The organism is Pedobacter vanadiisoli (genome assembly GCF_042684385.1).
Lineage (GTDB): Bacteria > Bacteroidota > Bacteroidia > Sphingobacteriales > Sphingobacteriaceae > Pedobacter > Pedobacter vanadiisoli.
The window spans coordinates 384,499-408,816 of the sequence record NZ_JBHULL010000005.1 but is presented as its reverse complement, the minus strand read 5'-3'; the positions used below and the strand labels follow the sequence as shown (position 1 = coordinate 408,816).

At 39.2% G+C, this 24,318-nt stretch carries 20 protein-coding genes; 13 read left to right on the top strand and 7 right to left on the bottom strand.

Annotated elements, in window-relative coordinates:
• Positions 1–182: 182 nt before the first annotated feature.
• Positions 183–824, top strand: a complete 642-nt coding sequence (locus ACFSR6_RS05690; RefSeq protein ID WP_379076143.1) for a hypothetical protein — start codon at positions 183–185, stop codon at positions 822–824.
• 42 nt (positions 825–866) lie between these two features.
• Here ACFSR6_RS05690 and ACFSR6_RS05685 read toward each other — a convergent pair whose 3' ends face one another.
• On the bottom strand, positions 867–1,982 hold the full coding sequence (locus ACFSR6_RS05685; protein WP_379076140.1) for a trans-sulfuration enzyme family protein: 1,116 nt from the start codon (positions 1,980–1,982) through the stop codon (positions 867–869).
• Between the two features lie 123 nt (positions 1,983–2,105).
• Between ACFSR6_RS05685 and ACFSR6_RS05680 the strand changes: the two genes are divergently transcribed.
• The 4 genes from ACFSR6_RS05680 (at position 2,106) to ACFSR6_RS05665 (ending at position 5,558) form a co-directional block, all read left to right on the top strand.
• A complete protein-coding gene (locus ACFSR6_RS05680) occupies positions 2,106–2,600 on the top strand; it encodes a hypothetical protein (RefSeq protein ID WP_229685086.1) in 495 nt (164 codons plus the stop codon).
• A gap of 209 nt (positions 2,601–2,809) precedes the next feature.
• On the top strand, positions 2,810–4,006 hold the full coding sequence (gene mqnE / locus ACFSR6_RS05675; protein ID WP_379076136.1) for an aminofutalosine synthase MqnE: 1,197 nt from the start codon (positions 2,810–2,812) through the stop codon (positions 4,004–4,006).
• An 88-nt stretch (positions 4,007–4,094) separates the two neighbouring features.
• The gene (locus tag ACFSR6_RS05670) at positions 4,095–4,718 is read left to right on the top strand and encodes a histidine phosphatase family protein (RefSeq protein WP_379076133.1); all 624 of its coding nucleotides are present in this window, start codon (positions 4,095–4,097) and stop codon (positions 4,716–4,718) included.
• 99 nt (positions 4,719–4,817) lie between these two features.
• The gene (locus ACFSR6_RS05665) at positions 4,818–5,558 is read left to right on the top strand and encodes a menaquinone biosynthetic enzyme MqnA/MqnD family protein (RefSeq protein ID WP_379076130.1); all 741 of its coding nucleotides are present in this window, start codon (positions 4,818–4,820) and stop codon (positions 5,556–5,558) included.
• Positions 5,559–5,859: 301 nt separating this feature from the next.
• On the opposite strand, the gene ACFSR6_RS05660 is transcribed toward ACFSR6_RS05665, so the two are convergent.
• Positions 5,860–6,609: a phospholipase D-like domain-containing protein gene (locus ACFSR6_RS05660; RefSeq protein ID WP_379076127.1), complete on the bottom strand. Its 750-nt coding sequence runs from the start codon at positions 6,607–6,609 to the stop codon at positions 5,860–5,862.
• A 465-nt stretch (positions 6,610–7,074) separates the two neighbouring features.
• On the opposite strand from ACFSR6_RS05660, the gene mutS reads away from it, so the two are divergent.
• From mutS to ACFSR6_RS05640, 4 genes are all read left to right on the top strand, one after another.
• Positions 7,075–9,654 (top strand): DNA mismatch repair protein MutS, encoded by a 2,580-nt coding sequence (gene mutS, locus ACFSR6_RS05655; protein ID WP_379076124.1) that lies wholly within the window; start codon positions 7,075–7,077, stop codon positions 9,652–9,654.
• A 71-nt stretch (positions 9,655–9,725) separates the two neighbouring features.
• Positions 9,726–10,253, top strand: a complete 528-nt coding sequence (locus ACFSR6_RS05650; RefSeq protein WP_379076122.1) for a C40 family peptidase — start codon at positions 9,726–9,728, stop codon at positions 10,251–10,253.
• 301 nt (positions 10,254–10,554) lie between these two features.
• The gene (locus ACFSR6_RS05645) at positions 10,555–11,070 is read left to right on the top strand and encodes a TlpA disulfide reductase family protein (protein ID WP_379076119.1); all 516 of its coding nucleotides are present in this window, start codon (positions 10,555–10,557) and stop codon (positions 11,068–11,070) included.
• Positions 11,071–11,076: 6 nt separating this feature from the next.
• Positions 11,077–11,682, top strand: coding sequence for a thioredoxin family protein (locus tag ACFSR6_RS05640; protein WP_379076117.1), 606 nt, complete (start codon positions 11,077–11,079; stop codon positions 11,680–11,682).
• Here the strand turns inward: ACFSR6_RS05640 and ACFSR6_RS05635 are convergent.
• Positions 11,679–12,902, bottom strand: coding sequence for a DUF1624 domain-containing protein (locus ACFSR6_RS05635; RefSeq protein ID WP_379076114.1), 1,224 nt, complete (start codon positions 12,900–12,902; stop codon positions 11,679–11,681). The genes ACFSR6_RS05640 and ACFSR6_RS05635 overlap by 4 nt on opposite strands.
• Before the next feature lie 230 nt (positions 12,903–13,132).
• On the opposite strand from ACFSR6_RS05635, the gene ACFSR6_RS05630 reads away from it, so the two are divergent.
• Both ACFSR6_RS05630 and ACFSR6_RS05625 read left to right on the top strand, forming a co-directional pair.
• Entirely contained in the window at positions 13,133–14,557 is a 1,425-nt protein-coding gene (locus ACFSR6_RS05630) for a glycoside hydrolase family 125 protein (protein ID WP_379076112.1), read from the top strand.
• 129 nt (positions 14,558–14,686) lie between these two features.
• The gene (locus ACFSR6_RS05625; RefSeq protein WP_379076109.1) at positions 14,687–14,887 is read left to right on the top strand and encodes a hypothetical protein; all 201 of its coding nucleotides are present in this window, start codon (positions 14,687–14,689) and stop codon (positions 14,885–14,887) included.
• Here ACFSR6_RS05625 and ACFSR6_RS05620 read toward each other — a convergent pair whose 3' ends face one another.
• From ACFSR6_RS05620 to ACFSR6_RS05610, 3 genes are all read right to left on the bottom strand, one after another.
• Positions 14,888–15,241 carry a nuclear transport factor 2 family protein gene (locus tag ACFSR6_RS05620; protein ID WP_379076106.1) on the bottom strand — a complete coding sequence of 118 codons (354 nt, stop codon included), beginning with the start codon at positions 15,239–15,241 and terminating at the stop codon, positions 14,888–14,890.
• Between the two features lie 138 nt (positions 15,242–15,379).
• Positions 15,380–17,824 carry an outer membrane beta-barrel protein gene (locus tag ACFSR6_RS05615; protein WP_379076103.1) on the bottom strand — a complete coding sequence of 815 codons (2,445 nt, stop codon included), beginning with the start codon at positions 17,822–17,824 and terminating at the stop codon, positions 15,380–15,382.
• Between the two features lie 241 nt (positions 17,825–18,065).
• Positions 18,066–20,342: a glycoside hydrolase family 95 protein gene (locus ACFSR6_RS05610; RefSeq protein WP_379076100.1), complete on the bottom strand. Its 2,277-nt coding sequence runs from the start codon at positions 20,340–20,342 to the stop codon at positions 18,066–18,068.
• A gap of 214 nt (positions 20,343–20,556) precedes the next feature.
• On the opposite strand from ACFSR6_RS05610, the gene ACFSR6_RS05605 reads away from it, so the two are divergent.
• Positions 20,557–22,704: a GH92 family glycosyl hydrolase gene (locus tag ACFSR6_RS05605; protein ID WP_379076097.1), complete on the top strand. Its 2,148-nt coding sequence runs from the start codon at positions 20,557–20,559 to the stop codon at positions 22,702–22,704.
• A 22-nt stretch (positions 22,705–22,726) separates the two neighbouring features.
• Here the strand turns inward: ACFSR6_RS05605 and ACFSR6_RS05600 are convergent, their stop codons facing one another.
• Positions 22,727–23,104, bottom strand: a complete 378-nt coding sequence (locus tag ACFSR6_RS05600) for a winged helix-turn-helix transcriptional regulator (RefSeq protein ID WP_379076094.1) — start codon at positions 23,102–23,104, stop codon at positions 22,727–22,729.
• 102 nt (positions 23,105–23,206) lie between these two features.
• Between ACFSR6_RS05600 and ACFSR6_RS05595 the strand changes: the two genes are divergently transcribed.
• On the top strand, positions 23,207–24,184 hold the full coding sequence (locus ACFSR6_RS05595; RefSeq protein ID WP_379076091.1) for an NmrA/HSCARG family protein: 978 nt from the start codon (positions 23,207–23,209) through the stop codon (positions 24,182–24,184).
• The last annotated feature ends 134 nt before the right edge of the window (positions 24,185–24,318 follow it).

Here is a 24,318-nt window from a genome sequence, read left to right as displayed (position 1 = left end):
CTTAGGCATAAAAACCTTGACGATATATTAATGTGCCGCTACCGTTTTAGGTAATCTGATTTATAATTTAAGAAAAGTAATCGTTCTTTGCCTTAAATAAAATATCAAAACAAATCTAAAGGACGAATAAAAGTTACTGTTTAAAAGCCGGAACTTTTGCACCATCAAAGGGAGATGGTTACATGTTTGCCCCGGTTTTGGGTCCGAAGGAAGAAATTGTAGTTTCCATTTTAAAAAGTGCAGAAAAACATCCGGAAATAGAGCAACATGATATACAGGCACTGCTTTGGACAATTATTGCCAAAACCAAATTTACCGATTACAGCGGACAGATTAAAGTAACGGCCATAAAACTATTAACGCCCAAACAGCTTACACAATTAGAAGGTGGTGCACTGGGGATTTTGCCTTTTGATGTAATGGAAAAAACCAAAGAGCAGTTACCTTCAGGGGTTAGAGCGGTTTTTGAAGCGGAAAACAATATACGCCAATTGGTGGCTTCGGGTAATTATACTTACGCAGATCTGGAGAAGTATGCCATTGTTGCCGGAATGGCACCTCCGCGCAGTGATGTGCCAAGTGGCATCTGGACCAAACATCCTGATGGATATTATGTACGTTATTTCCCTTCAGGATATTCAGTTACCAAAGTGCAGGTATATGTGCCGAAAGAATTACTGGCTAATGGGACAAAATTAATATACGATGCTGCAGGTGATATTGCCTGCCCAGCCAACACCGGATCGCAGCGCTTGGCGCAGACCAATGAACCTCTGGAAGCTGATTATTCGTTGAAATTGACTACTATTTGTAATCCTAAGTAAAGAAACCTATAAGGTCTTTAAGATCTTATAGGTTTTATTGTTTTATCCCAGCGCCTGCGCTAAATCTGCAATAATATCATCTATATGCTCTAATCCTACAGAAATACGGAGCAGGTTTTTAGGTGTTTTACTATCCGGCCCCTCAACCGAATAACGGTGTTCAATCAGGCTTTCTACACCACCCAAACTCGTTGCCTGTGCAAATAATTTAACTTTATTAACCACTTTGTGAGCGGTTTCAACATCGCCCTTAACTAAAAACGACATCATTCCACTAAAATCTTTCATCTGTTTTTTTGCAATTTCATGCTGTGGGTGGCTTTCCAGCCCGGGATAAAAAACAGCTTCTACATTAGGGTGTCTGTTTAAATAGTCGGCTACTTTTTTTCCATTTTCACAATGGCCTTTCATTCGGTAGGCCAGGGTTTTAATGCTACGGGTGAGTAAAAAGCAATCGAACGGAGATGGTACCGCACCACCAGTTTGCTGTATGTTTTTGATTTTCTCCCACAGCTTATCTTTTTTCGCTGTTACCAGAATTCCACCGAGTATATCACTGTGCCCGCCCAGGTATTTGGTACTACTGTGCATCACAATATCAGCACCTAACAAAATTGGATTCTGTAAAATAGGTGAGGCAAAGGTACTATCGCATACCAGCGGAATATGTTTAGCCCTGGCAATTTTGGCTATTTCTTCAATATCTGTGACTTTTAATAGCGGATTCGATGGCGTTTCGATCCAGATTAACTGTGTATTGGGCTTTATGCTACGCTGTATCAGATTTAAATCGGTCTGATCAATAAAATCGAATTCCAAATGCTCATTAAAGATCGTGAGCAACTGTTTTTTTATTCCCCAGTACATATCATCAGGTGTTATGATGTGGCTGCCAGGCTTTAAGGCCTGAAACACGGCCAGGCCGCAGGTATTGCCCGAAGAAAAGGCTGCAGCATCTTCGCCATATTCTAATTTGGATACAGTGTTTTCTAAAGCAGACCGGTTTGGATTGCTTACCCTACTGTACATGTGCCCACCGGGGTAACCCCCGTCTTCGCCCCGAAAAAAAGTTGTGCTGAGGTTAAGTGGTGGCGTAACGTCGCCTGTGGCTGTTTTTACAAGATTAGAAGCATGGATAGCAAGGGTTTCGGGTTTCATAACAATTGATAATGGTATGGATGTTATTGGGAGATAATTTAATAATTTGGTGCTAATTTAAGGTTCATAACGGTTTTGGCAAGATTTATGTAACAAGTTCGTCGAAATTTAATTAAACAAAAAATGAAAAGATTATTTATAGCTATCGCAATAGCATGTTCTACTTTAGTAATGTTACAAAGCTGCAACACTGCAAAAAGGGTTACTGCCGGTGTTACTGGTAGCAGGGGTACAGTGGTTCGCGACTGGGTAGTAAGTAATGTAGCTTTGGAAGGATTACCTGATGGTGCAGTTCAAGGATTATTTGGCGAAAAATCGTACAAATGTTTTCAGGGCAGTACCTGGCATTTAACCAATAGTGGTAACGGTTCTTATACTTTGCCGGCATCAAGTGCATGTGGTTCGGTAATGCAGACCATTTTCTGGTCGGCAGCACCTAAAGATCAGACTTTCCAGTTTAAAAAAATATACGAGGGCGATAAAGCTAAAAATGTAACTGAAGGTTACCGTTTAGTGTTAACTGATCTTTCCAGCACACAGATGATTTTAAAATCGCCAATCGAATTTGGAGGCAGAACTGCAAACATTGTATTAACTTTTGTGCCTGCAGCAAGATAATATTTAACATTGAAAAACATACCCGGAAGCACTTCTGAAAAGAGGTGCTTTTTTTGTAACCATATCAATGAATACAGTGCCTGCATGAAGCTAAATCTATTCAGATAGAACGCTCTCCAGTTCTCTGCGTTCCAAAAATCGCGGTTTGTTACAAGAAAATGATTTTCAAATCGCCTCATTATTGTATTTTTGTTCAAAATAAATCAGGAATGAATACAACTGAGCAAGTTGAAAAAATATTAGCTGATACCAATTTATCAACTGAATTACAAGCCATAGCACACAAAGTTCTTCACGGAGAACGGATTACATTTGATGAAGGTGTATATCTTTACGAACATGCCGAACTAGGCTACCTTGGTATTCTTGCCAATTATATCCGCGAGAAAAAACATGGTGATAAAACTTATTTCAATCGTAATTTCCACTTAGAACCAACCAATCTTTGTGTTTACGACTGTAAATTCTGTTCATATTCGCGTTTAATCAAACAAAAAGAAGAGGGCTGGGCACTAACCATGGAGCAGATGCTCGATACTGTTAAAAAATATGATGGTGAGCCTGTAACCGAAGTACATATTGTTGGTGGCGTTCTGCCACAATACGATGTGGCATTTTATTCTGCACTATTTACAGCCATCAAACAGCACCGCCCTGATCTGCATGTAAAGGCATTAACACCGGTAGAATACCACTATATTTTCAAAAAGGCCAAAATTGATTACGCAACAGGCATGCGTTTAATGAAAGAAGCCGGACTGGAATCAATACCGGGTGGTGGTGCTGAGATCTTCCATCCCGAGATCAGGGAGCAGATTGCTAAAGATAAATGTACCGGCCAACAGTGGCTGGATATACACGAAGAATGGCACAAACTGGGCATGCGCAGTAATGCAACCATGCTTTATGGACACATCGAAAAATACTGGCACCGTGTAGATCATATGGAGAAACTCCGCGAACTGCAAGACCGTACCGGTGGTTTTCAGACATTTATTCCTTTAAAATTCAGGAACCAGCACAACCAGATGAGCCATGTGCCCGAGTCGTCGGTGGTTGAAGATTTAAGGAATTATGCCATTGCCCGTATTTATATGGATAACTTCGATCATATTAAAGCTTATTGGGCAATGATCAGTCGCGAAACAGCCCAGTTATCCCTAAATTATGGTGTTGATGATATAGACGGTACTTTAGATGATACCACAAAAATCTACTCTATGGCCGGCGCAGAAGAACAAACTCCTGCAATGAGTACTAAAGAATTGGTTAATCTGATTAAACAGGTGGGCAGAAAGGCAATAGAGCGCGATACTTTATATAATGTGGTTACGGATTTCGAGAACGTTGTTTTCGAGGAAGAGAAGAAACCACAGTACTATAAATTACCAGTGGTGAATGAGTGATCGGGTATTGAATGTGTGAATGAGGGTATTGAGTATTAAATTTTTAACATTCAATCATTCAAAAATCCCTCGTTCGATAATGAATTAGATGAAAGAAATATACATTATACGCCACGGCGAAACAGAACTTAACAGGCAGGGAATAGTACAAGGCAGGGGCATAAATTCTGACTTAAATGCTTTAGGAAGGGCGCAGGCTGAGGCTTTTTATCAAACCTATAAAGATATTCCTTTTGATAAGATTTACACTTCAGATTTAAAACGTACCTGGCAAACCGTTCAAAAATTTATTGATTCGGGACTACCATGGGAAAGACTTTCAGGATTGGATGAATTGGCCTGGGGTATCTGGGAAGGGAAGCCAAATACTGAAAGTGCACGTGATGCTTTCCGTGAGATGTTACAGAGTTGGGAGAATGGGAATTATACAGCTCATTTCGAAGGTGGCGAAAGCGTTCAGGATGTATATGAACGTTTAAAACAACCGATGGAAATTTTAATGACCAGGCCTGAAGAAAAAACAGTGCTGCTTTGTATGCATGGCAGGGCAATGCGTGTTTTCCTGTGCTTACTGTTAGGTAAGCCATTGAGCGAAATGATTGAATTCCCTCATCAGAATACGGTGCTTTATAAAATGGGCTTCGAAGACGGGAAATTTACGGTTCTTGAATTTAATAGTGCTGTTCATTTAGACGGAATAGTAATTGAATAATTTTCTTAGTTCGTCATCCTGAACTTGTTTCAGGATCTGTTAAGATAGATGCTGAAATAAATTCAGCATGACGGCAACAATTAAAAATAGCATAACACCTTGAATAAGATTAAAATATCAGCTGTTGCTTATACCAACACTAAAGCTTTTATATACGGATTAACACATTCGGACATTATCAATAAAATTGATTTAAGTTTAGATATTCCTTCAGATTGTGCGTCGAAAGTAATTAGTAATCAGGTAGATATAGGTTTGATGCCAGTCGCAGCTATTCCCTATGTGCCCAATGCCAATATTGTGGCCGATTATTGCATCGGAAGCGATGGTGCGGTAAATTCAGTGTTTATTTTTAGTCATGTACCGGTGAATGAAATTAAAACCCTGCGTTTGGATGCACATTCCAGAACCTCGAACAACCTGGCTAAAGTATTATTGAAATTCTACTGGAAAAAGGAAGTTGAGTTTACAACAGATCCTGCCGTACCAACTGATGCTTTTGTTTTGATTGGTGACAGGACCTTTGGTAAAAAAGAAGATTTTGCCTACGCTTACGATATGGGCGAGGAATGGAAAAACTTTACCGGACTGCCATTTATGTATGCCGCCTGGGTGGCCAATAAAGAAATTCCGAAAGAATTTAAAGACGAATTTAATACCGCTTTAAAATTTGGTTTAGACCATAGAAAAGAAGTATTGCAGGAGTTGCCGGCATCTCCAAATTTTGACCTGGAAGACTATTTGTACCACAAACTCCAGTTTGAGGTAACGGACGACCGTAAAAAAGCATTAAATCTGTTCCTTACTTATATTGACGAACTTGAAAAAGTTACTTTGTAACCCAAAAGCAATCTAATGAGATTGCTTTTTTAGTTATTAAGATGCTGAACCCCTTTTAGTATCTTAATAACGATTAAAAAGTGCCCATTTATTATTATATATGTTTAATTGAGTCTATAAAATAGATATTTCTTTAATATTTTACTTTTGTAGATCTTATAAGCATGTCTTTTTTGGCAATCGTTACAAGCACAGTCGTCTGCTGGATGTACGCAATGGCAGCCCTTTGCGCAACCATCTGGATATCTATTGTATAACATGTTTATTTCCCATTGATTTGGTGTTCTCATTACTGCAATTTTTAGTTAATCGGCTCGATATATATTTGTTTCCCCCAAAGCTGTAAATCTGCAACCGGTAGATAAGGATGTTCAAAAAGCAGGTCAATTTCTTTTCTTATTTCCCGAATGGCATTTACATCGGTTGTTCTGATTCGGGTTTCATGATTAAATTGAGTACCGCTCTGGGTAAAGTTTAATGAGCCCATATATGCAATCTGATCATCAATTAAGTAAATTTTACTGTGAATTAAAGATGTTTTTTCGTCGGCTACGTATACCTTAAATGGAAATAACTGTGTGTAATAATAGGAGTATATTCGGAGCTTTTTTATTTTGGTTTTGTATAATCTTCGGATTAAGAAAATGATAATAATAGGTGTAAAACCAAAAAACACATTAACATCCCTGAAATAATAGGTCAAGATAATTAATAGGGCTATTAAACTAAAGCCAATATAATAAAGACGGTTTGTAAAATTAATCCACTTATCTCTAATTTTTTGTTTCTGAACGTCCGTATTACGATTTTGAATAATCAGTTTATAGATATTTTTTTCACGATCGCCATAAAAATCTTCTATGTTATTTGTCGTAATTAATTTGATATCAATGTTGTTGTCTTTTAGGTAAATCAACTCTGAAATCAAATAAGGTGATAAAAAAGGTGAAACGATCTTGATTGAACGCTTTGCAGCTTTCATATCATTCATAAGCTTTTTGCCCGCACCGCTTCCAATATAGACATCACAAAGAGCATTATTGTAAAACATATCAAAAATGAGGGGTAGTTTGATCAGATTAATTAATTTACAGCCCTCGAAAAATAAATTTAAGAAAATTTCCTTGATTTTATTAAAAGTCCAATTTTAGATGTTTAAGCGTGCCTTTAGAAACAGGCCCATTGTTCATAAACCTGATTGAAGTGGTAGCTCCCGATTGAAAAGAGGGACTACAAGCAAAAAGCAGGGCTGTAGTACCCGAAATGTTCAGGACCCTTCATTTCCAAAAAATGGTTAACTGTATAAACTGGAGCAGAGGGGGCAATTGTTCAGATTGGCTTACCGTGATAGCTTACGATTAACCGATTTAAACAGTTAACCGATTAACCTTTCTATTTTAAACAATTTCTCAACTTTTCAACAAAACAGCCATAGAATGCTTATTCGTATTATCTTTATGGCTTTTGTAAATTAATTTCAGTTTTGGCTAAAGACACGAATAAAGAAACCCCGTTAATGCAACAATACAACGCCATTAAAGCGAAGTATCCGGGTGCACTTTTACTATTTAGGGTTGGCGATTTTTATGAAACCTTTGGCGAAGATGCCATTAAAACGGCACAGATTTTAGGTATAGTGCTCACCCGAAGGGGTACAGGGCCTAATGGCGGCGCATTGGAACTGGCAGGTTTTCCGCACCATTCGCTGGATAATTACCTTTCTAAACTGGTTAGGGCAGGTCAGCGGGTTGCCATATGCGATCAGCTCGAAGATCCTAAAAGTACTAAAACTATTGTTAAACGTGGTGTAACCGAGTTAGTTACCCCTGGCGTGGCCTATGGCGATAATATTGTCAATCAGAAATCGAATAATTTTTTGGCCTGCGTTTTCTTTGACAAAACACAACTGGGCATTTCATTTTTAGATATTTCAACCGGCGAATTTTTAATTGCACAGGGCAATAGCGATTATATTGATAAACTTTTACAGGGCTTTAAACCTACAGAGGTTATTTTTCAAAAATCGAAACGGCAGGCTTTTACAGAAAATTTCGGCGATCGTTTTTATACTTTTGGTTTAGACGAATGGCCTTTTACTGCCGATTTCGGTAACGAAACCTTGATGAAACACTTTGAGGTTTCGTCTTTAAAAGGTTTTGGGGTGGAGCGCTTGCAGAGTGGAATTGTTGCCGCTGGTGTTATTTTACATTATTTGGGCGAAACTGAGCACCGTAACCTGCAGCACATCAGTTCGATAAGCCGCATTGAAGAAGATCGTTACATGTGGTTAGACCGCTTTACCATCCGTAACCTGGAGCTGGTGAATTCGGCAAACGATAATGCGGTAACTCTTTTTGATATTTTGGACCACACCTGTACCCCAATGGGTGCGCGTTTGCTGCAAAAATGGATTATCATGCCTTTAAAAGAACTTAAACCCATCCAGGAACGCCTTGGGATGGTAGAGTATTTTGTTGGTCATGAAGAACTGCAGGGTGAATTTTTAAATAATATTAAACAGATCGGCGATTTAGAGCGGCTGATCTCAAAAGTAGGCCTGCAGCGTGTGGGGCCAAGGGAACTTGTGGCCTTAAAGCGTGCATTGTACCATATCGAAGCCGTTAAAAAATTAGCTGCCGATTCTAAAAACCCTTTCCTGATTAAAATAGCAGATCAGTTGAACCCCTGTTTGGCAATCAGGGAAAGAATTGAGCGGGAATTGCAGGCCGAACCCCCAGCTTTGCTGATTAAAGGGAATGTAATCGCCGACGGTGTTGATGAGGAATTAGACCGTTTGCGTAAAATTGCGTTCGGTGGGAAAGATTACCTGGTGCAGATACAGAAGCGTGAAGCAGAAGCCACTGGTATCCCGTCCTTAAAAATAGCTTTTAATAATGTTTTTGGGTATTATTTAGAGGTTACCCATACCCATAAGGATAAAGTACCGGATGGATGGATCCGCAAACAGACGCTGGTAAATGCCGAACGTTATATTACACCTGAACTTAAAGAATATGAAGACCAGATTTTAGGTGCTGAAGAAAAAATACAGGCCATTGAAATCCGGCTATATAACGAATTGATGTACGAAACGGCCAGTTACATCAAGCCTATACAACTCAATTCTTTTTTAATTGCCCAGCTGGATTGTTTATTGTGTTTTGCACAACTGGCTGCTAAAAACCATTATAACAAACCAAAAGTTACCGAAAATAAGGTGCTTGATATTAAAGGCGGTCGACACCCGGTAATTGAAAAACAGTTGCCCGTGGGGCAGGAGTACATCACCAATGATGTATACCTGGATACCGATAGTCAGCAGATTATTATGATCACCGGCCCCAACATGGCGGGTAAATCGGCTATTTTAAGGCAAACGGCCTTAATCGTGCTGATGGCACAAATGGGGTCATTTGTACCTGCAAAAGATGCTGAAGTAGGCCTGGTAGATAAAATTTTTACCCGCGTAGGTGCTTCTGATAATATATCGTCAGGAGAAAGTACCTTCATGGTGGAAATGAATGAAACAGCAAGCATATTAAACAATATTTCAGATAACAGTTTAATTTTACTGGATGAAATTGGCCGTGGAACCAGCACTTACGATGGTATTTCAATTGCGTGGGCCATTGCAGAGTTTTTGCACCAACACCCTACATCGCGACCGAAAACGCTTTTTGCTACCCACTACCATGAACTGAACGAGCTGGCTAACACCATGCCACGTATTAAAAACTTTAATGTTTCGGTAAAGGAGATGGCCAATAAAGTAATCTTTTTACGTAAACTGGTTCCGGGCGGAAGCGAGCATAGTTTTGGTATACATGTAGCAAAAATGGCAGGTATGCCGCCAAAACTGATCGGCCGTGCCAATGAAATACTGAAAAAACTGGAGATAGACCGTACAGAAGGACAAAGTATAAAAGACAGCATCAAAAAAGTACAGAATCAGGCTTATCAGTTACAGATGTTCGCTATTGACGATCCTATCCTGGTGAAAATCCGCGATACATTGAACAATCTGGATGTAAATGCATTGACACCGGTAGAAGCACTGTTAAAACTGGATGAGATACAGAGATTGATTAAGAATTAGAAAGGTTGTAGGGGGGAGGGTTTAAGGCATAAGGTTTTAAATCTTACCACATACAACGATTATACTATACGATGGAAAGAACTTTAAACCTTACGCCTTTTACCTTACGCCTCCAAAGGAATATATTCTTTTTAATAGTAATTGTATTTTTCCTTTCATCCTGCGGAACAAGAAAATATACCGTTAAAAGTGATACCAAAGCCTCTAAAGCGGCCGATGCAATGGCCAATTTAAGAAGCAAAGCGCTTTACCGATTTATTAATGAGTGGACAGGAGTGAAGTACCGTTTCGGTGGATTGGATAAAAATGGTATTGATTGTTCGGGTTTTGCCTTTTTATTGGAAAAAGAAATATATGGGGTTACAATTCCCCGCATTTCGCGCGAGCAGGCCAATGTGGTGAGGCGTAAAAATTTCGATAATTTAAAGGAAGGAGACCTGGTGTTTTTCTCTTTTGGCGGTAATGATGTTGATCATGTAGGTGTTTACCTCAACAGTGGTTTTTTCGTACATGCCAGCACTACAAGGGGCGTAATTGTTGATGACCTGACTTTACCTGCCTATCAGCGGGTACTGGTTAAATCGGGATCGGTTAATTAATATTTGTTTGTTCATGTCATTCTGAATGTAATGAAGAATCTTTCCTTTTAGAGTAATTTAGAGTAAAGAAAAGATTCTTCGCTTTGCTATCAATGATGTTATTTTGTAGTCGCCTATTAATGAGTGAATTGTGGTGTTGTGTGTTTCCGTGTAGCTAGGCCATAATACAGTACTCCGGCTAGGACTAATAAAACACCCCGTCCTGCGGACACCCCTCTGAAAGAGGGGAATTGCATATCGCATAAGACCAATAATTAAATGTCACTTATATTGATTTTTATACAATAAATTATCCCTCAGAATGACAAAGAACAATAAAACAAATCTTTTCATTTTTCGTTATCTCTTTATGCGTATATTTCTTTTAATCTGCTTATCTTTAATAAGTTATTCGTTAAGTGCGCAGGTAAAACTGCTTACACTTGATGAACTGGATAAACGCTTAACTGCCGGAAAAGATACTACCTATGTCGTTAACTTCTGGGCCACCTGGTGTTCGCCGTGCGTAGCAGAGTTGCCGAATTTCGAGAAATTGCGCCTGTCCAATTTAAAAAAACCGGTTAAGGTGCTTTTGGTAAGCCTTGATTTTAAATCAAAATTGCAAAAAGAGGTCATCCCATTTGTACAGCGCAATAAGATTAATGCTGAAGTATTTCTACTGAATGAGCCCGATCAGCAAGCATATATAGAAAGAATTGACAAAAAATGGTCGGGTGCAATTCCTGCTACCTTGTTTGTAAACAAGAAAACCAGGCATTTTTACGAGAAAGAATTTACAGAAAAGGAACTGGAAAATACTTTGCTAAACTTAAAATAGATCGTGATGAAAAGATTGATTTTAATAGCTTTTATGCTAATTTCAGGAGTTGTATTGGCTCAAACTGAGGGTTATCAAGTGGGTGATGTGGTAAAAGATTTCTCGTTGAAGAATATAAACAACAAAAATGTTTCACTCGCCGATTATAATGATGCCAAGGGGTATATTATCGTTTTTACCTGTAATACCTGTCCGGTTGCAAAAGCCTATCAGGATCGTATTGCGGCATTAAATGCCACTTATGCAGCTAAGGGTTATCCTGTTGTAGCCATCAATCCAAACGATGCAGGAGCCGTTCCGGCAGAAAGTTTTGAAAAGATGCAGGCTTTGGCAGCTGAAAAGAAATTCAATTTCCCTTACTTACTAGATCCCGGTCATGTGGTTACCAAGCAGTTTGGTGCAACCAGAACGCCACACGTTTTTGTGCTGAATAAAACCAATAAGGGAAATGTAGTTGAATACATCGGTGCAATAGATAATGATCCTGAAGAGGCAAATGCGACAAAAATCGAATATGTTAAAAATGCAATAAACGAATTATCGACAGGTAAAAAGCCTACAGTTACCGCAACCAAGGCTGTTGGCTGTACCATTAAATGGAAAAAGGGTTAAACATACCTTAACCACCATTGCCGGTGTGTTTGCTTATATTGCTTAAACCATCTACACGGAAGATATAGGGAAGCTACCACACTAAACCATATTAAATATACAATAGGCAAACTAAAGCCAAATGTTGCCGGTCTGAACATAAAGGGTACCTGAACAATTTCTTTAGTACCATGCCCTGTAGCAAAAAATACAATTACGAGTAGAGTATGTAACAGGTAAAAGTGCAGTACGTAGTAGAAAAACGGAACAGCACCATATACCGAAGTTACTTTGGTAAACCAATTGTTTACCTTTTCTGTAACCGCCAAAAAGAGCATGGCAGGACCTAGGGTCATGCATGCATACTGTAAAGAGGGAGGGTATTTGCTTACGTTGAAAAAAGCTAATAAATTCTTGAACAGGTCGTGATATTCCTTTCTCGGAACAGGGTTGCCGTATACATTGATCAACCTGAGCGAGATAAATACCAATATAGCGAACAAACCTGCAATGAATAAATTGCGCTGTCTTCGCTCTGCAGCATAGCCTTTTTTATACCAGGCACCAACTCCATAACCGATGAACATGATACCCGTCCATGGAAAGATGGCGTAAAACACGTATATAAAGTGGTTGCCAGAAAGTGGGACAACAGTTCCAGATGCTGTAAAAAATATTTTTAATAGCAAACCGCCATTCGAATCTGCGGGCGCAGGAAATAAGTTGAAAAGGTTATGTCCGAAAACCAGTAGCAAGCCAACCACCAGTACTATTTTATAGGACAGTCGACTGAAAATTGCCAAAAAAATCATACTTGTGCCTATAGCCCAGATGACCTGCAGGATAATAAAATTGTAGCCAGGGTTAAAGGTTAGCCCTAAAGTGATTATGGCAAGCTCCACAAAAACGAGCCACAGGCCACGTTTCAGCAAAAATGAACTGGCCAAGCCTGGTGTTTTGCCCTGAGCTGATAAATAGGCAGATAAGCCTGACAGAAAAACAAAAGTAGGAGCGCAAAAGTGGGTAATCCAGCGGGTAAAAAATAACATTCCGGTGGTGGTATCCGGGTTTAATGGATCGCCTGTCATGGCGTCGATATGGAAAAAATCGCGGGTATGATCTAAAGCCATAATGATCATGACCAAGCCGCGAAGGATATCAATAGATAAAATGCGTTTTGATAGTGTAGTTTGTGCTGCATCCATAGCAAGAAGTTTGGTTAATAAAGATACAAATTCCATTGATTTCCACCTTGTTCAGACTTCTTATTATGGGCGATTTGGATGTTCCGTTTTGCCGACCAAGAAAATCGATTTAGGAGTGTCTTAATAGACAATTCCAATTTTGATCTTCAAAAAATTATAATAATATTTGTTAAATGCTAACCGAATAATCCCTATCATTAAAACAGACCATGTACCAACGATAGCTGAGTACCGTTTGGCAAAGCTAAAAAGACTATAACATCATAATGAATAGAAGAACATTTATACAGAACACAGGTTTGCTTGGAGCAGGCGTAGTAGCTTCCAAATTCTCTTTTGCTGTTAATCCCGCACCAGAATTTCCTGTAGTTCGTGTAGCTACGGCAAAACGACATTTTCGAAGTACAGCTGTAGATGCTGCAATCAAAACTTTCCAGGCAAATGTTAAAAACCCCGAATTAGCCTGGCTATTCGAAAACTGTTTCCCAAATACTTTAGATACTACGGTTTATCATTCAGAGAAAGATGGCAGGCCAGATACTTATGTAATTACCGGTGATATTGATGCCATGTGGTTACGCGATAGTTCGGCACAGGTTTGGCCTTACCTGCAATTTGTAAATGAAGACGAGCCGCTTAAAAAACTGATTGCCGGTGTAATTATCCATCAGACCAAATGCATTTTAAAAGACCCTTATGCCAATGCTTTTTATGGAGATGCCAGCAAAGTAGGAGAATGGAAAACCGATAAAACAGCTATGCAGCCTGGTGTGCACGAACGCAAATGGGAAATCGACTCGTTATGTTATCCTATTCGTTTAGCCTATCATTACTGGAAAAAAACTGGCGATAAAACACCTTTTGATGCCGATTGGAAAAAAGGAATCGAAGCCACTTTAAAAACATTTAAAGAGCAACAGCGAAAAACGGATAAAGGACCATACCACTTTCAGCGGGAAACTACACAACCTACAGACTCGTTGCCAATGGCGGGTTATGGATTTCCGGTAAATCCGGTTGGCTTAATTTGTTCGGCTTTCCGCCCGAGTGACGATGCCACCATTTTCCCGTTCCTGGTGCCCTCTAATTTCTTCGCTGTATCGAGTTTAAGACAGGCGGCTGAAATGATTAAGGCCTTAAACAGCGATCAGGCACTCGAAAGCAGTTTGTTAAATCTTGCAGATGAGGTAAATGCCGCCCTTCAGAAACACGCCATTGTAAACCATCCGAAATACGGTAAAATTTATGCTTTTGAGGTGGATGGATTTGGAAGTTCTTATTTAATGGACGATTCTAATGTGCCTAGTTTGTTGGGTTTACCTTATTTGGGTGCTATGAAAATTGAAGATCCCATTTATCAGAATACCAGAAAATTTGCGCTTTCGAAAGATAACCCGTATTTCTTTAAGGGAACTGCGGCAGAAGGAATCGGTGGTCCGCATGCCGGCCAGGATATGATTTGGCCGATGAGCATCACCATGCGGGCATTAACCTCTAAAGATGATGCTGAAATTAAAGCTTGTATAGAAAGTTTACGTAAAACACATGCTGGCAAAGGTTTTATGCACGAATCGTTCCATAAAGATAACCCGGCTAATTTTACCAGGGCCTGGTTTGCCTGGTCGAATACCTTATTTGGTGAGCTGCTCTGGAAAACTTACCACGAGAAACCCGCTTTATTAAAGCCATAATCAGAAAAACCGTGTTGGTATTGATGGTCTTGTTTAACCTGACAATTGATATAAACACGGTTTTCTTTTGTTCAACATAAGCTTAACCGCATTTTAACCTGTAAATTGCAACTTTATACCGATTGTAATATGGCCAGCATTTTTGTAAGCGATAAACTCCCCACTTCGACACTTTTAGAATTAAAAGTTGGCGATTTGATTAACAACAACCAAGATCTATCCGGTACTATTCAAAAGATTGAAATCGGCGAAACCGATGAATTTTTAATGTTCCGCTTTGTATTGGCCGATGGTGAAATTGAAGTAAGAAAGCTTAAACAGGTTTGTTAGTTATAAAATCGGTCTCGGATCGAAGATCACCTGAAACGATTGGATCTTTTCATCTCTCAGTTTATACCAGCCACAGGCAAAAATAGTTTTGGGCCCCATATTAATGTCGTACCAAAGGCAAACCTCTTCTCCATCTACAAATACCTTTTTAACATCGTATTTGAATTTCATCTTTTTCATATCCCCGATATAGACATCGGCACCGTTTCTTTCACCCATAACGCCCTTAAAATGCAGATCATCATGTAGTTGCTGCCGTGCCAGGTCAAAATCTTCGGCATTTAAGGCGCTTAAAAAATCCTGTACTACAACTTTAGCATTGTGACCGGCAAGTAATGTATTGGAGGTGCTCATATTTAAATCTATTTGTATTTAAACGAAAATGAAAAGGTAATGTTTTGTAAAGTGAGCGATTGAATTTTTAATGAAACGGCATTTAATAATCCGGACTTGTTATGATTACGCAAAAACTTCCCATTGCTACTTATTTTGTTAATTGTTGATCAAATCATCGTTATTTACCCCTCTCTTTTTCGAAAGATTTTCTTTTAACTTTCCAAAGTTATAAGTGAAACCGATATAAGTTACCCGGTATGGAGAGGTATTAGTTGATTGAATCTTAAAATTGGCATCCTCGGTAAACGACCTGTTTGTTCTCCATTTGTTAAAAAACTTATTAAAATTGATTGTTGTGCTCAGTTTTTCATTAAAGAATTTATATCCGAAGTTGATCTGATAAAAAGGAAAAGTATTAAAGGTATTGATCAGGCTGTACGCTGGTTTATCTATCCCTCCGTTGCCACTGATAGAAAACGACTTAATCACTTTATAATTGAAATACATTGCAACTTGCCAGCTAAAACCCTGTTCCATTTGGGTCGAAATAATGGTGTTTTCAATTTTATTGTAGCGGAGTATCGAGTTTATACCACCGCCAAACTTTTTTGAGGAGGTAGATAGCGTAAGCAGCGCACTTACTTCTCTATTTTTACCAATATTGCCATACTGAGTTGTACTTACTCCGCTCAACTCGTTAAAAGTGGTATATTGTACAATCATATTTCCGGAATAAGATGCGCTTAAACCGAATGTGATAAAATTAGCGCCTTTAAGTAAACGGTTTTGAAAGGATAACGTGTGAATAGTCTGTGCGCTTAAATCAGGGTTACCATAAGAAATATTTAAGGGATCATTATTGTTTACGAAAGGGTTTAAGGTATTGATATAAGGACGTTGCAAACGTTTGGTATAACTCAATACAACAGTGTAATTTTTCCCCAATTTGGTATTTGCAGAGAAATCAGGGATCAGGGTAGTATAATTTTGCCTTACCTCGGTGTTTGAGCTAAAGAAATTGCCATTTACACTCGTATTTTCTAAACGTATGCCTGTACGGAAATTTAACTTTTTGAGTGTAAATGACAAAGAGCCATAGCCGCTGTATACCTGTTGTTGGTAAGCAAAGTTATCGGAGTTAAAATAATCAGGTTCGAACGGCAGATTTTCATCTGTTTTGCGCAGGCTTAAATAGTTGGCTTTTGCATTTCTGAAAACAAATTTTACTCCGGTTTCCAATTTCATTAATTTGGTAAATGGCTGAATGAAATCAGTTTGAATAGTGTATTCCCGGTTTTTTGAATAGCTTTCATTCTGCATAAACAGGTCTGAATTAGCAGTATTCATTAAACTATTATTTAAACCATCGTTTTTACTGAACTGACCATTAAACCTAAAGCTCAGCTCTTTATCCGGATTGCCTATAAATTTTTTAATAAAATCGCTCCCAATACCAAAAGAGGGGAAATTATTCCTGATGTTTTGGTCAAATACATCGTATTGTGTAGCTGCGCCTGCAAAGCTTGTGGTAATATTTTGGACCAGTTTGCTCTTATTGTTGCCTCCGCTAACGTTTGCATAGGCCACGATAGTTTGCAAACTGTCTATGCTGTAACTTGTTTCTAAAAGGCCGTTATTTGAAAAACGGTTGGCAATACGCGCTCCGTCTAATAATCTCTTTTGGTAAGCTGTCGGCTTTAAGGGGGTAGTTTCACTTGTTATCTGCGATTTGTTATTGTAATTTCCGCTTAAGAAATAGGTTCCTGTAATGGCAAATTTGCCCGATTGGATACTAAAATTGCTGCTGCTTTGGTAGTTGATATTTGAATAATAAGCATTTAAATAGCCATTATAACCTAAAATAGTTTTTTTGGTAATGATGTTGATCAGGCCCCCAATACCTTCAGCATCATATTTGGCGGAGGGGGCAGTAATGACTTCAATTTTTGAAATTACAGCCCCAGGGAAGCCCCTGAGCGCATCTTTGACATTCAGTGCAAACATGGCAGTTTCGCGTCCGTTGAGTAATACTTTATAATTAGTCTGGCCATTCAATTGTATATTCCCTTCGCCATCTACACTCAGCATTGGGATTTTTCTGAAAATGTCGGTTAAGTTTTCACTTTTGGCGGAGGGGTCTTGGTCTACATTATAAATAAGTTTGTCTTTATCCTGGGTAATCAAAGCTTTTTGGGCAGTAATATTGATTTGTTCTAACTGGTTAACAGAAGGTTTCATCAGAAATAAATTTATATCTGGAGGCATACCGTGATAAAACTTTAAGTTGTTGTTTAGCGAAGTATAGCCAAAAAAAGTAATCGAAAGTAGATAGATGCCTGTATCTGCATTGATGGTAAATTGCCCGTTAGTATCTGAATAAGAACTAAATACGACAGTTTTAGCCTCGTTGTTCTTAATGAGACGAATGGTAGCATAGGGGATGGGCTGCTGATTGGTAATGTCTTTTACCATACCATTGAATTTCACCTTCTCTTGTGCTTTTACCGTAAAAAAAGGAAAAGACAATAGTATTGTAAAAAGTACGAAGATCTTCGTATATTTGTTGCCTCGTATAAAATTGTCGTTAATTACATATTTCATTTTTTACCTGAGTTTATTGAATTTTTTTAAACAGACCGACTATTAAGTCGCATCTGATTATTAGATTACGGGAATATTTTTCTGACCAACGCAAAAACAGTCAAACTTAAATTAAATAATTAACATTGGCAATGACGAGAAATAGCTATTTTTTACCTGGGCTCAGACAGCCAAAAAGCGGTTGGCACTACATTTTGTTAAACTTACAGTTCTACCCACTTTTTTAACTTCAATCTTGAAATTATTTATTCAATCCTTCAAACTGATATGTTTTTCCTGTTTGTGTTACAAAACTATACTTAAAATCATTTTCAGGTTTTTCCATTTTAATTCCATTTAAATTTGCTTTTAGTGCATTTGGACTTCTTATGATGCAGTTTTCGCCAGATAATGATTTAATGGAGAGTTTTACAATTTTACCATCTTTCCATTGCAGATCCGTAATTTCGAAATTCCCCCTGGCCCTTAAGCCCTGGATACTTCCTGTGGCCCATTGGTCAGGTAAGGCCGGTAAAAACTGTAGTTCGCCGGTTTGGCTTTGCAGCAACATTTCTGAGATACCGGCAGTATAACCAAAATTGCCGTCAATCTGAAAGGGTGGGTGTGCACAGAACAGGTTGGTATAAATTCCACCACCTTTGTTATAATCGGTACCTGAACCACCAACAGGCGTGATAAAGTTTTGTAAGATTTTATAAGCATGGTTGCCATCCTGCAAACGTGCCCAGAAATTCATTTTCCAGGCCATAGACCAACCGGTTGATTCATCGCCACGGGCCGTTAGCGTAACCTTAGCCGCTTTTGCCAATTCCGGCGTTTTAATGGTGCTGATTTGCCTGCCTGGGTGTAAACCAAATAAATGGGAAATATGCCTGTGCTGATCTTTCGGGTCGTCACGATCGGTTTCCCATTCCTGCAATTGTCCCCATTTTCCGATTTTTGGTTTCAGTAAGTGTGCTTTAAGATCTGCAATATGGTTTTTGTAGCCGGCATCAATACCTAAAGCTTCAGCAGCTTCTATATAATTGGTAAACAGGTCAAATACGATCTGTTGGTCGTGCGTTACCCCATCTTCGGTTGGGCCATGTTCCGGCGACCAGCCCAATGGCGAAACCAATGTTCCGTCGGGTCTTCTTTTCAAATGATCATCCCAAAATTCAGCGATTTCCTTTATAATCGGGTAGGCGAAATTCTTGAGATAATTTTTATCTTTTGTAAAGGCATAATGCTCCCAGAGCGCTTGTGCATACCAGGCACTGCCAGGGGTATTCCAAAGGAAGCTCATGCCACCAAAAATATTGTTTTCGGTTTTTACTGTCCAGCCCCTGGTATTAGGATATTGCTTGCGGGTAGCTTCGGCACTCACTTTCCGCATGCTATTGATATAATCGAGGTATGGGACCTGACATTCAGAAAGATTGGTCGGCTCGGCCAGCCAATAGTTCATCTGGATATTGATGTTGGAGTGATAATCGCTTCCCCAGGGTGGGGTATTACTTTCGTTCCAAAGCCCTTGCAGGTTTGCCGGTAAACCACCTGGCCTTGATGAGCTGATTAACAAATACCGGCCATATTGAAAAATTAAAGCTTCGAGCGCCGGGTCGGCTATTTTTTTATAATTGATCAGTCTTTGATGGGTAGGCAGCTTTTGGCTGGCTGCATTGCCTGTTCCAAGATTTATGGAAAGGCGGTTATACAAGCGGCGGTAATCCCCGATGTGTGTTTTTAAAAGATCACTGTAGCTTTTGGATTTAACCGCGTTTAAAACCCGTTCAATTTTAGGTGCAGGTTCTTCACCTTTCCAGTGTTGTTCGCGTTTATTGAGGTAATTGGTTGCCGCCGTAAAAATAAGCGTAAGCGCATCTGCATTTGTTATTTTTAATTTTTCTTTATCACCTTCTGTTACTGCTTCAAGCTTTCCGCCTTCTACTTTAACTACAGCAGTGGCCTGGTAAGCCATGCCGTTGGGTAGTTTACCGGTAATACTGATGGTATTTTTGCTAACGTTTATGATTCCCTGATGTGCATCTTTTAAACTAATGACTGCTGAGTAAGCTTTTTTCTGGTTGGCCGTGAACCGCAGTACCATTACTTTATCCGGAAAGCTGCAAAAATAGTCTCGCTTAAATTCGGTGCCGTTTTGGGTGTAATTAATGGTATGAACCGCTTTGGTAATATCCAATTTGCGGCTGTAGTTTGTGAATGATTCATCTTTATTGTCAAAATCGATAAACAGATCGCCAAAAGCCTGGTACATGCCACGGTCATGTTCATCTCCTGTCCAAAGCGTATTATCATTGAACTGGATATGTTCCTGATTTACACCACCGAAAATCATCCCGCCAATGCGGCCGTTACCAATAGGGTAGGCCTCGGTCATCCATTTTGTTGCAGGTTTATCGTCCCAAAGCAATAAGGATGGTTTTTCTTTCTCTTGAGCAAGAACAGGTGCGGAAAAGCCAAAGGCTAAAAATGAGATTAAGGCGCAGAAGATAGCTGGCTTACGATTAAAAAACATGTAGGTTATTTGATTAGTGTGTAAACCAAAGATATATAAAATAGAATAGGAGGCACGAAAAGTCAGGTAATAAAGCATCCCGATATTTGGCAAAATATTCAGCCATTTAAGCATATTATTTTACCACATTCTTTAAATTAAATTGGTAACTATTGTGATAGTTTATTGCCATGGCAGATAGATTTTATATATTTACTAAAACGTTTTATTTGAAATGAAATCACTAACCAAATTGTTAAACATATTCCTGTTTCTGAGTATTACGGGGCTGTACCAAACTCAGGCGCAAACCAAATTAACGAAATACGTAAATACCTTTATTGGTACTGCACCCTTAACTGATCCCAAAATTTTAGGGTATGAGTTACCACAGGGGTGGCGATCGTGGGCAGGTTTAACTTTTCCAGGTAGCTCGCTGCCGAATGCCATGGTGCAATTAAGTCCTATTACAGAATTTGGCTCTGGTGCCGGCTATGAGTACGAAGATGACACCATTTACGGTTTTGCGCATACCAATAAGGGCCACTGGAACCTCTGCAATATTCCAATTTTACCGCTTTCTAATCCAACAGACAAGTTTGGATCAAAATTTTCGCATAAAAATGAAAGTTCTGCGCCAGGTTATTATCAGGTTTACCTGGATGATTATGAGGTAAATGTGAAACTCACTTCAACTTTAAGGACAGGATTTCATCAATATGAATACAAAAATAACCACGACCGACAAATACTTTTTTTAATGGGTAAAGCCAATAGCGGTGTTTCTACCTGGAATATCGAACAAGTGGGTACCTCGGCTGTACAGGGTTTTCAGGGTGGTGAAAATATTTATTTCTATGCTACCGTAAATGGCAAAATAGTTAAACTCGATCAAAAAGATGCCGGCAAACGCTCAGGTTATGCCATTATGCATCTGGCTGATGGAGGCAAAGGACCGGTAGAATTAAAAATAGGCCTTTCTTTTGTGAGTACGGCCAACGCCAAAGAAAATTTAGAAAAGGAGATAGGTGCTAAAACCTTTACGCAGGTACGGGATGAAGCTACTGCACAATGGGAAGCGCTATTATCCAATATCCGGGTAAAAGGTGGTACGGAGAAACAAAAACAGCTGTTATATTCGTGCCTGTACCGCTCATTTTTATGGCCAGCTTTGAGGAGCGATGTGAATGGTGAATTTAAAGATGCAAAACACAGTGTCGTTAAAGCCAATTTTAACTATTATACTGAGCCGTCGCTTTGGGATACCTACCGCAATAAAGATGTACTTTTAGGTTTGATTACGCCTAAGGTTACTTTGGATGTGATCAAATCAATGAAAGATGTGGGCGATAAAACCGGGTTTATTCCGACTTTTTTTCACGGCGATCACGGTGCATCGTCTATCGCCGGTTCTTACTTAAGGGGGATAAATGATTTCGACATTAAAGGTACTTATCAGCTCTTATTACGTAATGCCAATGTGGATGGTGGCGCCCGTCCGTTTGTGAAAGAATATATCGAGAAAGGTTATATCTCTGATCCTGATGTGAAAAATCCACATGTGGAAACTAAAGCGAAAGCGGGTGTTTCTAAAACGTTAGAGTATTCTTACGATGATTATTCGCTGGCACAGATCGCGAAGAAACTGGGCGACAGCAGTAATTACCGGATTTTAATGGCCAGGTCTAAAAATTATAAAAACATGTTTGATCCAGTTACCCGTTTTATGAGGGGGCGATTGGATAATGGCGACTGGATTAAACCTTTTAACCCGCAATATCCTTATTATGAATACATGTACAGGGAAGCCAATGCCTGGCAGGTTTCGTTTTATGCTCCCCACGATATGAAAGGGTTAATCGAACTATACGGTGGTGCAAAAGAATTCGAATCCAAACTCGATTCATTATTCACTGTGCCCTGGAACCCTAAATATATTGCGCGTAATGTTGAAACCATGATCGGACAATATTGCCAGGGCAATCAGCCTGATCATGAAGCGCCTTTTGCTTATACCATTATCGGTAAACCCGAAAAATCGCAAAAAATTATTGATAAAATCTTAAACGAACTGTATGGTATAGGGAACGAAGGTTTAGCACTTTCGGGCATGGATGATGCCGGCGAAATGTCGGCCTGGTATGTATTTAGTTCGCTAGGATTATATCCGTTCTCGGCAACCGATCCAAATTACATCATTACTGCCCCACTTTTTGACGAGGTAAAATGGAAAACCAGCAGCGGTAAAGTGTTAACCATTAGCAAGCCTGGCAAGGGCAGGGGTATTACCGAAATTAAAGTAAATGGAAAAATTAACACTGGCTATTTTATTTCTCATGATCTGTTCCGCAACGGAGGTAAGGTAGAAATTAATACTAGATAAAAACTTTCAGAAAGCTAAATATTTATTGCTCGTTTGTTACAAATTCACCTTTTTCTGATACGATCTGATTTCCCCACACGGTGATGGTCTCTAAAATGGGTATAAATGTTTTTCCAAAATCGGTCAGACCATAAACAACCTTAATCGGTGGCTTTTCGCCATATACTTTTCTGGATACCAGGCCATCTTTTTCCAGCTGTTTTAACTGTAAACTCAATGTCATTTCGGTGATATGCGGCATCTCTTTTCGAAGTTCATTGTAACGCTTTTCAGTATCTTTTAAATGATAAAGGATTACGGCTTTCCATTTTCCACCGATCAGATCCATTGCCAGACTTACTGTACATGGATAAATTTTCCCTTTTAGTTTCACGTAATCAGCTATACATTCTGTTTTCATCTGTATTTCTTTTTTGACCTATCGTTTTGGATAGTTATTGCAAATCTATTTAACTAAAAATAGTTTTGCAACTATAATTTTTATAGTTAAAATATAATAGATATGAAATCAGACTTAAATGCTGCTGAGGCAATAAGAACACAAGAGAAACCTTTAATTACTATTGTGGGTGTTTTAGGAAAACAGGGACTGAGTACAGCACGTACACTCTTAGAAAGCGGACGTTACCGGGTGCGCGGGATTACCAGACGGATTGATTCGTCTGAGGCGCAGCATTTGGCCGGGCTGGGAGCTGAACTGATAGGCATACCGCTTGATCTCGGTTATAAAAAAGATTTTGTGGAAGCATTCCGGGGATCATATGGTGTTTTCATGATGACCCCAAGCATTGCTCCGCCGCAAACACATGAAATGGAATTGGGCATCCAGTTAGCAGATGCTGCAGTTGAAGCAGGTGTTCAGCATCTTATTTTCAGTAGCCTTGAAAATGTAGATAAAATTACAGAGGGCAAGAAATTTGCCCCTCATTTCACTGACAAAGCCAAGATTGAAGAATATATACGTACACTTCCGATTACTAGCTCATTTATCTATATGGCTTTTTTCTATACCAACCTTATGGAGTTTTATCTTCCCCGTATGGATGGCGATACACTGGTGTTTCCTATTTACTTACCAAAAGATTTTCGCGCACCTTTTGTAGACCCTCTTACGGCTACCGGGTCAGCTGTACTGGAAATTTTTTCAAATCCTGAATATTATGCAGGTAAATCATTGCCGGTGATTGGCGATATGATCTCCCCAAAGGAAATGGTTGATACTTTCGCAAAGGTTACGGGAAAAAAGGCTGCCTATAGTTCGGCGTTTACCCGGGAGGAGATGCTTCACCATTTTCCTGAATTTAGCACTAATGAACTTTTGGTCAGTGAGATTCTGGGAATGGCAGAATACGCGGTTGAATATGGTTATTTTAAAGAAGATCGTGATTTGCAATGGAGCAGAAAGATCAATGCGAATAGCCTGACCTGGGAAGAGTTTCTGCGCAACTCAGGCTGGCAAGGTGAAAAGCTGGCATTTTAATTAACTTTTGCCTGCTGAAAAGTGATCATTCTGGTTATGTACGGTGTTTTATTCTTTATTCCTGGTATTTTCATCCAAGAAAAGTATATTTTTTCTAGGACAAAAAAGCACTGTACATAATACCTTTATCTATA

Coding starts and splice junctions, on each gene's coding strand:
- ACFSR6_RS05690 (WP_379076143.1), top strand. CDS start 183: ATGTTTGCCCCGGTTTTGGGTCCGAAGGAAGAAATTGTAGTTTCCATT.
- ACFSR6_RS05685 (WP_379076140.1), bottom strand. CDS start 1,982: ATGAAACCCGAAACCCTTGCTATCCATGCTTCTAATCTTGTAAAAACA.
- ACFSR6_RS05680 (WP_229685086.1), top strand. CDS start 2,106: ATGAAAAGATTATTTATAGCTATCGCAATAGCATGTTCTACTTTAGTA.
- mqnE (WP_379076136.1), top strand. CDS start 2,810: ATGAATACAACTGAGCAAGTTGAAAAAATATTAGCTGATACCAATTTA.
- ACFSR6_RS05670 (WP_379076133.1), top strand. CDS start 4,095: ATGAAAGAAATATACATTATACGCCACGGCGAAACAGAACTTAACAGG.
- ACFSR6_RS05660 (WP_379076127.1), bottom strand. CDS start 6,609: ATGTTTTACAATAATGCTCTTTGTGATGTCTATATTGGAAGCGGTGCG.
- mutS (WP_379076124.1), top strand. CDS start 7,075: ATGCAACAATACAACGCCATTAAAGCGAAGTATCCGGGTGCACTTTTA.
- ACFSR6_RS05650 (WP_379076122.1), top strand. CDS start 9,726: ATGGAAAGAACTTTAAACCTTACGCCTTTTACCTTACGCCTCCAAAGG.
- ACFSR6_RS05645 (WP_379076119.1), top strand. CDS start 10,555: ATGACAAAGAACAATAAAACAAATCTTTTCATTTTTCGTTATCTCTTT.
- ACFSR6_RS05640 (WP_379076117.1), top strand. CDS start 11,077: ATGAAAAGATTGATTTTAATAGCTTTTATGCTAATTTCAGGAGTTGTA.
- ACFSR6_RS05635 (WP_379076114.1), bottom strand. CDS start 12,902: ATGGAATTTGTATCTTTATTAACCAAACTTCTTGCTATGGATGCAGCA.
- ACFSR6_RS05630 (WP_379076112.1), top strand. CDS start 13,133: ATGAATAGAAGAACATTTATACAGAACACAGGTTTGCTTGGAGCAGGC.
- ACFSR6_RS05625 (WP_379076109.1), top strand. CDS start 14,687: ATGGCCAGCATTTTTGTAAGCGATAAACTCCCCACTTCGACACTTTTA.
- ACFSR6_RS05620 (WP_379076106.1), bottom strand. CDS start 15,241: ATGAGCACCTCCAATACATTACTTGCCGGTCACAATGCTAAAGTTGTA.
- ACFSR6_RS05615 (WP_379076103.1), bottom strand. CDS start 17,824: ATGAAATATGTAATTAACGACAATTTTATACGAGGCAACAAATATACG.
- ACFSR6_RS05610 (WP_379076100.1), bottom strand. CDS start 20,342: ATGTTTTTTAATCGTAAGCCAGCTATCTTCTGCGCCTTAATCTCATTT.
- ACFSR6_RS05605 (WP_379076097.1), top strand. CDS start 20,557: ATGAAATCACTAACCAAATTGTTAAACATATTCCTGTTTCTGAGTATT.
- ACFSR6_RS05600 (WP_379076094.1), bottom strand. CDS start 23,104: ATGAAAACAGAATGTATAGCTGATTACGTGAAACTAAAAGGGAAAATT.
- ACFSR6_RS05595 (WP_379076091.1), top strand. CDS start 23,207: ATGAAATCAGACTTAAATGCTGCTGAGGCAATAAGAACACAAGAGAAA.